The following is a 6,331-nucleotide window of genomic DNA, read 5'->3' on the forward strand; positions in this document are numbered from 1 at the left end:
AAGTCAAACAAGGAGCCCAGCCATGCACAAGCCCCAAAATTTCAATCGCAGGCGCCTTCTGACCCGCATGGCAGCTACGGCCGGCCTGGCCAGCATGGCAAGCATCGCCTGGGCGCAAAACACAAGGGGTAGCGGAGCAGAAGCGGCTGGGGCCACGAACAGCTTGGTCTTCGGCATGGTGCCTTACCTGCCCGTGCAGCAGTTGGTGCGCTTGTACGAGCCCATCGTCGGTTTGTTCGAAAAAAGCCTGGGCAAAGCCTGCCGGCTCGGCTCGAGCACCGACTTCCCTCAGTTCATCGACCGCGCCCGAGCCGGCGAGTTCGACCTGATCGGCGCTTCACCCCATGTGGCGCGCATCTTGCAGCGTGAAGAAGGCTTCTTGCCCCTGGTCCGCGCCACGGCGCCGCTAGAACCGGTCTACATCGTGCCGCAATCCAGTCCGGCCAAAACGCTCAAGGACTTGGGGCAGCAAACGCTGCTGGTGGCCGACCCCTTTGCGGTTCATGTCCTGATTGCCTTGCGGCATCTGCGCGACCAAGGCCTGGTGCCGGGTCGGGACATCAAGCTGCTGATTGCCGGCACCCAGCGCAACGGGGTGCAACGCATGCTCAAGGGAGATGCGCCCGCTGCCGTGGGCTCGGCTTCGACTCTTGCGCTCTTGCCGCCAGAATTGAGCAGTCGCTTTCGTGTCCTGGCCACCGCACCCAAGGGACTCACCCCTATGGCCTACCTCGCCCATCCGCGGTTGGGCAAGCAAGTGGCCCAAGTTAGAAAGAACCTGCTCGACTTCCCCCGCAGCAGTGAGGGCCAGGCCATGTTCAAGGAAACCCAGCATGAGGGCTTCAGCCCACTGACCGCGCAAGAACTGGCCAGCGTGGACCCCCTGGTGGTGGAGTACTACAACCAACGCGCCGCCAACTGAGCGCCGTCGCCAACCCAGCGAACAAGCGCCCCAGGCCGCGCAGGCCAGCGGGCTATCATGCCCGCCACATCGCGTGCCTGAACGCTCACCCATTGCCCGCTCTTTGCCCCCATGACACCTTCCGACAAGCCTGCGCAGACCCCGCTTGAAAAGGGCAGTTTGATGGTCTTGCTGCTGGCCGTCACGGTCGCGCTGATCTGGATCTTGCTACCCTTTTTTGGCGCCATCTTGTGGAGCGTCGTCATCGCGCTGTTGTTCGCGCCCTTGCAGCGCCGCCTGCGTCACAAAACCCGTCTGGGCGCCACACCAGCCGCCTTGCTCACCCTCTTGTTGGTGCTGCTGATTGGCATCTTGCCGGTCGTGCTGATCACCACCGCCTTGATCGATGAAGTCGCCGGCCTTTACCTGCGGCTGCAATCGGGCGAACTCAATCCCCTGCCCTATTTGCGTGGCTTGTTCGATGCCTTGCCCAGCAGCGTGGTGAGCCTGCTGCAAAAAATCGGCCTCGGTGACTTGCGCGACTTGCAAGTGCAGCTCAGCAGCGCCCTGGCCAAGACCAGTCAGTTCCTGGCCAGCCAGGTCTACAGCTGGGGACAGAACACCTTCGGCTTTGCCACCAGCGTCGCCATCACGCTGTACCTGTCTTTCTTTCTGATTCGTGACGGCCAACAAATCGTCGCCCAAATCAGCCGCGCCATGCCTCTGGCTGCGGCACACAAGGCCGAGTTGTACGAGAAGTTCGCCACCGTCATCCGCGCCACCGTCAAAGGCAATCTGTTGGTCGCGGCCATCCAAGGCCTGCTGGGCGGCTTGGCCTTCTGGTTCTTCGATGTGCGCGGCGCGCTGCTTTGGGGCGTCTTGATGGCCTTTTTGTCCATCTTGCCGGCCGTCGGCGCCAGCCTGGTATGGGCGCCGGTCGCCCTGTACTTTTTGTTCACGGGTGCCGTCTGGCAAGGCCTGGCCCTGAGCGCCTATGGCGTGCTGGTGATCGGCATGATCGACAACCTGCTGCGCCCCATCTTGGTCGGCAAAGACACCCGCTTGCCCGACTACGTGATCATGATCACCACCCTGGGCGGCATGGCCGTCTTCGGCCTGAATGGCTTTGTCATCGGCCCGGTGATTGCCGCCATGGGCTTTGCGGTCTGGCACCTGTTCACACAGGCGCGGACACCGCAGGACTAGTCCCCTAGCGAATCGGCTGCCCCGGCCCTTGCGTGCCCTCGGCGCGTGCGCTCAGGTAAGCGTACAGGTCGACGATATGGGCATTCACCACCGGGTCGCTCTGCCAGGCCGGCATGACGGCCTGACCCACCGGGCGCGTGCTCAAGCCTGCCGAGGTTCCAGCGGCGGCTGGCGCGGACCAGTCATAGCGCTTGAGCACCAGGCCGGCGAAACGCTCCGAGCCCATTTCCCGAATCCGCGGCAGCAGGTCGGGCGCCCGAACCGTGCCGGTCGCCGCGGCGCCATGACAGGCCGCGCAGTTCTCCTGAAACACGCGCCAGCCGATCGATACCGAGCCGGGCGACTTGGCCGCATCGGCAATCTCCTTGGCGCCTTGTTTGTTCTGGATCTCGATCGCGCAGCCGGCCAGGCTCAAGGCCAGCAGGGCTGCACTCAGCAAGCGCAAGGACTTCTTGGGGGTGGGAGCCTTCATCGCATCTGCCTCCTGCATCGTTGTTGTGAGATGGCTTGCGTTTCATTGTGTCGCTCGCCGCGCAGCCGGGCTTGATCCTGGTCAAGCCAAGCGCGAGGACCGGGCCAGCTGCCGCCAACCGACGCCGACTCAATCATCACCAGCATTCCATTTGACACCGTTGCGCCCGGACTGCTTGACCGCATACATGGCGCGGTCGGCGCGCAGCAAGGCGGTCTCATCGCTGCCATCGGTCCAGCGCATGGCGCTCACGCCAATGCTGATGGTCACCGGAATGATGGCATTACGGTACTGCGCCGGGTTCTGCTCGACCCGTTGGCGCAGGCGCTCGGCCAAGACCAGTGCGTCTTCGCTGCTGGTGTCGGGCAAGAGCAGGGCGAACTCTTCCCCACCAATGCGGGCCACCATGTCCAGCGGCCGCGTCCCCAGGCGCATCAGCAGGGTGACATGGCGCAGCACCGCATCACCGGCGGCATGACCCAAGCTGTCATTGACTTGCTTGAAATGGTCCAGATCCAGAGTCACCACGCAACTGGAGATCTCGGGCTTGCGCTGAATGCGGCCGTACTCGGCGTGCAGCCGCTCCATGAAATGGCGGCGGTTTGCGGCGCCGGTCAAATAGTCGGTGCTGGCTTGGCGGCGCAGCTCCTGCCGGGTGCGCACCAATTCGGTGATGTCTTCAAAACTGGCATGCACCTCGTGCAACTGGTGGCCCTTGAACAAGGGCGTGGCGTGAACCTGCAACCAAACCAGCGCGCCATCTGCGGTCTGAACCCCCATCACCACCTGGCGTACCGGCAAGCCCAGTCGCAAGGCTTCCATGGCGGGGTGCTGTTCGGCAGGGAAGTCACTGCCATCCTCACGAATCGCATGCCAGTTCGAGTCAAACGGGGTTTTGCCCACCAGTTGCGCGGGCTCCAAGCCCAGAATCCGTCCAGCTGCAGGGTTAGCGGCGGTGATACGTCCGCTGCGGTCGTGATACACCACCCCAAGAGGCACGGTTTCAAAAAAGGTTCGGAAGGTCTGTTCGCTGAGTTTCAGCGCCTCTTGCGCCTGGCGCCGCACGGTGATGTCGGCCAGCACCCCGGTCCACAGCACATCGCCGGTGTCTGCTTCGACCTTGATGCAGACCTTGGCCGACACCCATTTCAGGCGGCCGTCGGTGCTGCGAATCTGCAATTCGGATTCCCAGTCTTGGCCGGCTTGCAAGGCCTGGCGCAAAAAGGCCAGGCAATCCGCTCGCGCCTTGGGCGGCACGCAGCGCAGCAAGCGGCGTCCATCCCCGCAGGCCTGCTCAGGCCTGAGGCCAAACAGCGCCTCGATACCGGGGCTGCAGTAGACAAAGCGCAGCCGTCCGTCCCGCCCGCGTTGCAAGCGGAACAAGGCTCCGGGCAGTGACGCCGCCAAATCACGCAACTCGGCCTCCTGGCGACGCAAGACCTCTTGGGCCTGCTTCAACTCGGTCACGCTGTCATGCGCGACCACCACCCGCAGTGGGTCTGAATGGGGCACCCGGCTGACTCGTGCCACATACCAAGCCGGGAGCGAACCCGCGGGGCAGGCATACTCAAAGCGAAAACTCTCCAGCCGACCGGCCAGGACTTCCTTCAGTTGCGAGGCAAAGCTCTGGGCCTCAAGTGCGGCCTCACCGCCCGTGCCCGGGCCCTGCGCCTGCTCGCAGGCCTGAAGGTAGTTGCTGCCTTCGCAGCAGCGCTCCAACTGTCCACCTTGGCTGCGCACGAAACTCCGCCACGCTTGATTCACGCTGACGATGGTGCCCTGCGCGTCCAGCACGCAGATATGGGCCGCAAGTGCATCCAGCACGGACAAGACCGCAGGATCTGCAGGCTCCTGCACTGACTGATCTGGATTCGGCATCACTCCACCTCCCTCCAAATGGATCACATGGCTGGGTGTCAGGCGCCTCTGAGACCACTGCCGCAGTCCTGGGTACTGACAATAACGCCAATTTACCCTGCCGTCGCCCTGCGGTGTAGATCCTCAGGTCAAGGACGCAGAAGAAAAAAAGGGGCGCCATGCGCCCCTTTCGTGCTTCAAGCCTGGCCGCGCTCAATGCAGGCCAGCCAGCAAAGCGGCATTGCCCCCCGCTGCAGCGGTATTGATCGTGAGCGTCTGCTCAGCACAGAAGCGGTACTGCTGGCGATCATCGAACAGTTCCTGCGCGGTGATCAAGGGGCGGATAGCACCGTCCCCGGCCGCCAGTTGGCGCAGCACGGCACGCTCGGCGACGGCATTGGAAGCCGGCAAGCAGACGCCGGCCACGCGATCGTCATCGAGCAAGCGGCTCAAGCTCTGCGCCTCGGCGGGCAAGATCAGCAGCGCTTCGGTGGGCAGACCCGCTGCGCGCAAGCGGCTTTGCAATTGCTCCGCCACACCCGCGCCCGCAGCATCGACCAAAAGGGCCACGCTGTTGCCGGCCACCAAGGCGGCAGCCAGCGCCAGCGTCAAGGCCTCGGCCGAGGCGCCTTCGGCCTGCAAGGCCAGCACACCCCGGCCGTGCAAGCGCAGGGCATTGCTCTCGCCGGTGGGGCCAGGCAGTTGCTGTTCCTCAAGCAAACGTTCGGCTTGCAGCACGCGCTCGTTCGCGCGTCCTTCAAACACCCGCGCCAACAAACTCACCCGTGCGCTCAAAGGCTGCTCGCTCCACCCCTCATAACCCGCGGCCAAGGCGGCCACAGAAGCAGGCAGAGTCACGGCGGGCAGCGTCAAAGCCGGTGCAGCCGAAGCCGCCACGGCCGCGGGAGGCTGAGCCGAGGAGGCGCAGAAGCGGTACAGATAGTTCGGGCCACCCGCCTTCGGGCCGGTGCCCGACATGCCTTCGCCACCGAAGGGTTGCACGCCCACCACCGCGCCGATGATGTTGCGGTTGATATAGACGTTACCGATGCGGGCCTTGTCGGCCAGGCGCAAGGCGCGGCTGTCGATGCGGGTCTGGATGCCCAAGGTCAGGCCGTAGCCGAGCGCGTTGATCTGCTCGATCACCGCATCGGCATCGCCGCCCCAGCGCACCACATGCAAGACTGGGCCAAAAATCTCCTGGTGCAAAGCGCTGATGCTGGGCAACTCGAAAGCCACCGGGCGAATCAAGCGCGGCAGATGATCATGCACCGGCGCCTCAGCGATCAGCTTGGCTTCGCGCTTCAGGCGCTCGACGTTCTTGGCCACGTTCTCATAGGCTTCGTCGTCGATGACCGGGCCGACATCGGTGGCCAGATCGGCCGGTTGGCCCACCCACAGCTCTTGCAGCGCGCCGCTGAGCATTTCGATCACGCCGTCGGCAATGCTTTCATGCACGCACAGCAAACGCAGCGCCGAGCAGCGCTGGCCGGCCGAGCGGAAAGCGGACTGCACCACCGCGTCGATGACCTGCTCAGGCAACGCGGTCGAATCGACCAGCATCGCATTCAGACCGCCGGTTTCGGCGATCAAAGGCACGACCTGACCCTCTTTCGCGGCCAAGGTGCGGTTGATGATTTGGGCCACGATGGTGGAGCCTGTGAAGCAGACGCCGGCCGTGCGCTCGTCGGCCACCAAGCCGGCGCCAACGGTTTCACCCGCACCGTGCAGCAACTGCAAAGCGTCATGCGGCACACCGGCGGCGTACATCAACTCCACAAACTTCAGCGCCACAAACGGTGTTTGTTCGGCGGGCTTGGCCGCCACCGTGTTGCCGGCAACCAGCGCCGCCACCACCTGGCCGGCGAAGATGGCCAGCGGGAAGTTCCAGGGGC

The 6,331-nt window shown here is 64.2% G+C and carries 5 protein-coding genes; 2 read left to right on the top strand and 3 right to left on the bottom strand.

The window, feature by feature from the left end:
• Positions 1 to 22: 22 nt before the first annotated feature.
• The gene (locus ACOVRJ_RS05105; protein WP_422042819.1) at positions 23 to 922 is read left to right on the top strand and encodes a phosphate/phosphite/phosphonate ABC transporter substrate-binding protein; all 900 of its coding nucleotides are present in this window, start codon (positions 23 to 25) and stop codon (positions 920 to 922) included.
• 111 nt (positions 923 to 1,033) lie between these two features.
• Positions 1,034 to 2,107 carry an AI-2E family transporter gene (locus ACOVRJ_RS05110; protein WP_422042820.1) on the top strand — a complete coding sequence of 358 codons (1,074 nt, stop codon included), beginning with the start codon at positions 1,034 to 1,036 and terminating at the stop codon, positions 2,105 to 2,107.
• A 4-nt stretch (positions 2,108 to 2,111) separates the two neighbouring features.
• Here the strand turns inward: ACOVRJ_RS05110 and ACOVRJ_RS05115 are convergent, their stop codons facing one another.
• The 3 genes from ACOVRJ_RS05115 to ACOVRJ_RS05125 all read right to left on the bottom strand — a co-directional run.
• Complete coding sequence (locus tag ACOVRJ_RS05115; protein WP_422042821.1) at positions 2,112 to 2,579, bottom strand: c-type cytochrome; 468 nt, start codon at positions 2,577 to 2,579, stop codon at positions 2,112 to 2,114.
• Positions 2,580 to 2,708: 129 nt separating this feature from the next.
• A complete protein-coding gene (locus tag ACOVRJ_RS05120; protein ID WP_422042822.1) occupies positions 2,709 to 4,457 on the bottom strand; it encodes a diguanylate cyclase in 1,749 nt (582 codons plus the stop codon).
• Positions 4,458 to 4,649: 192 nt separating this feature from the next.
• Positions 4,650 to 6,331: aldehyde dehydrogenase family protein (locus ACOVRJ_RS05125; RefSeq protein ID WP_422042823.1), on the bottom strand; the 1,682-nt coding region annotated here is incomplete at its 5' end.

The sequence above is a fragment of the Roseateles sp. genome, assembly GCF_049240545.1.
Lineage (GTDB): Bacteria > Pseudomonadota > Gammaproteobacteria > Burkholderiales > Burkholderiaceae_C > Paucibacter_A.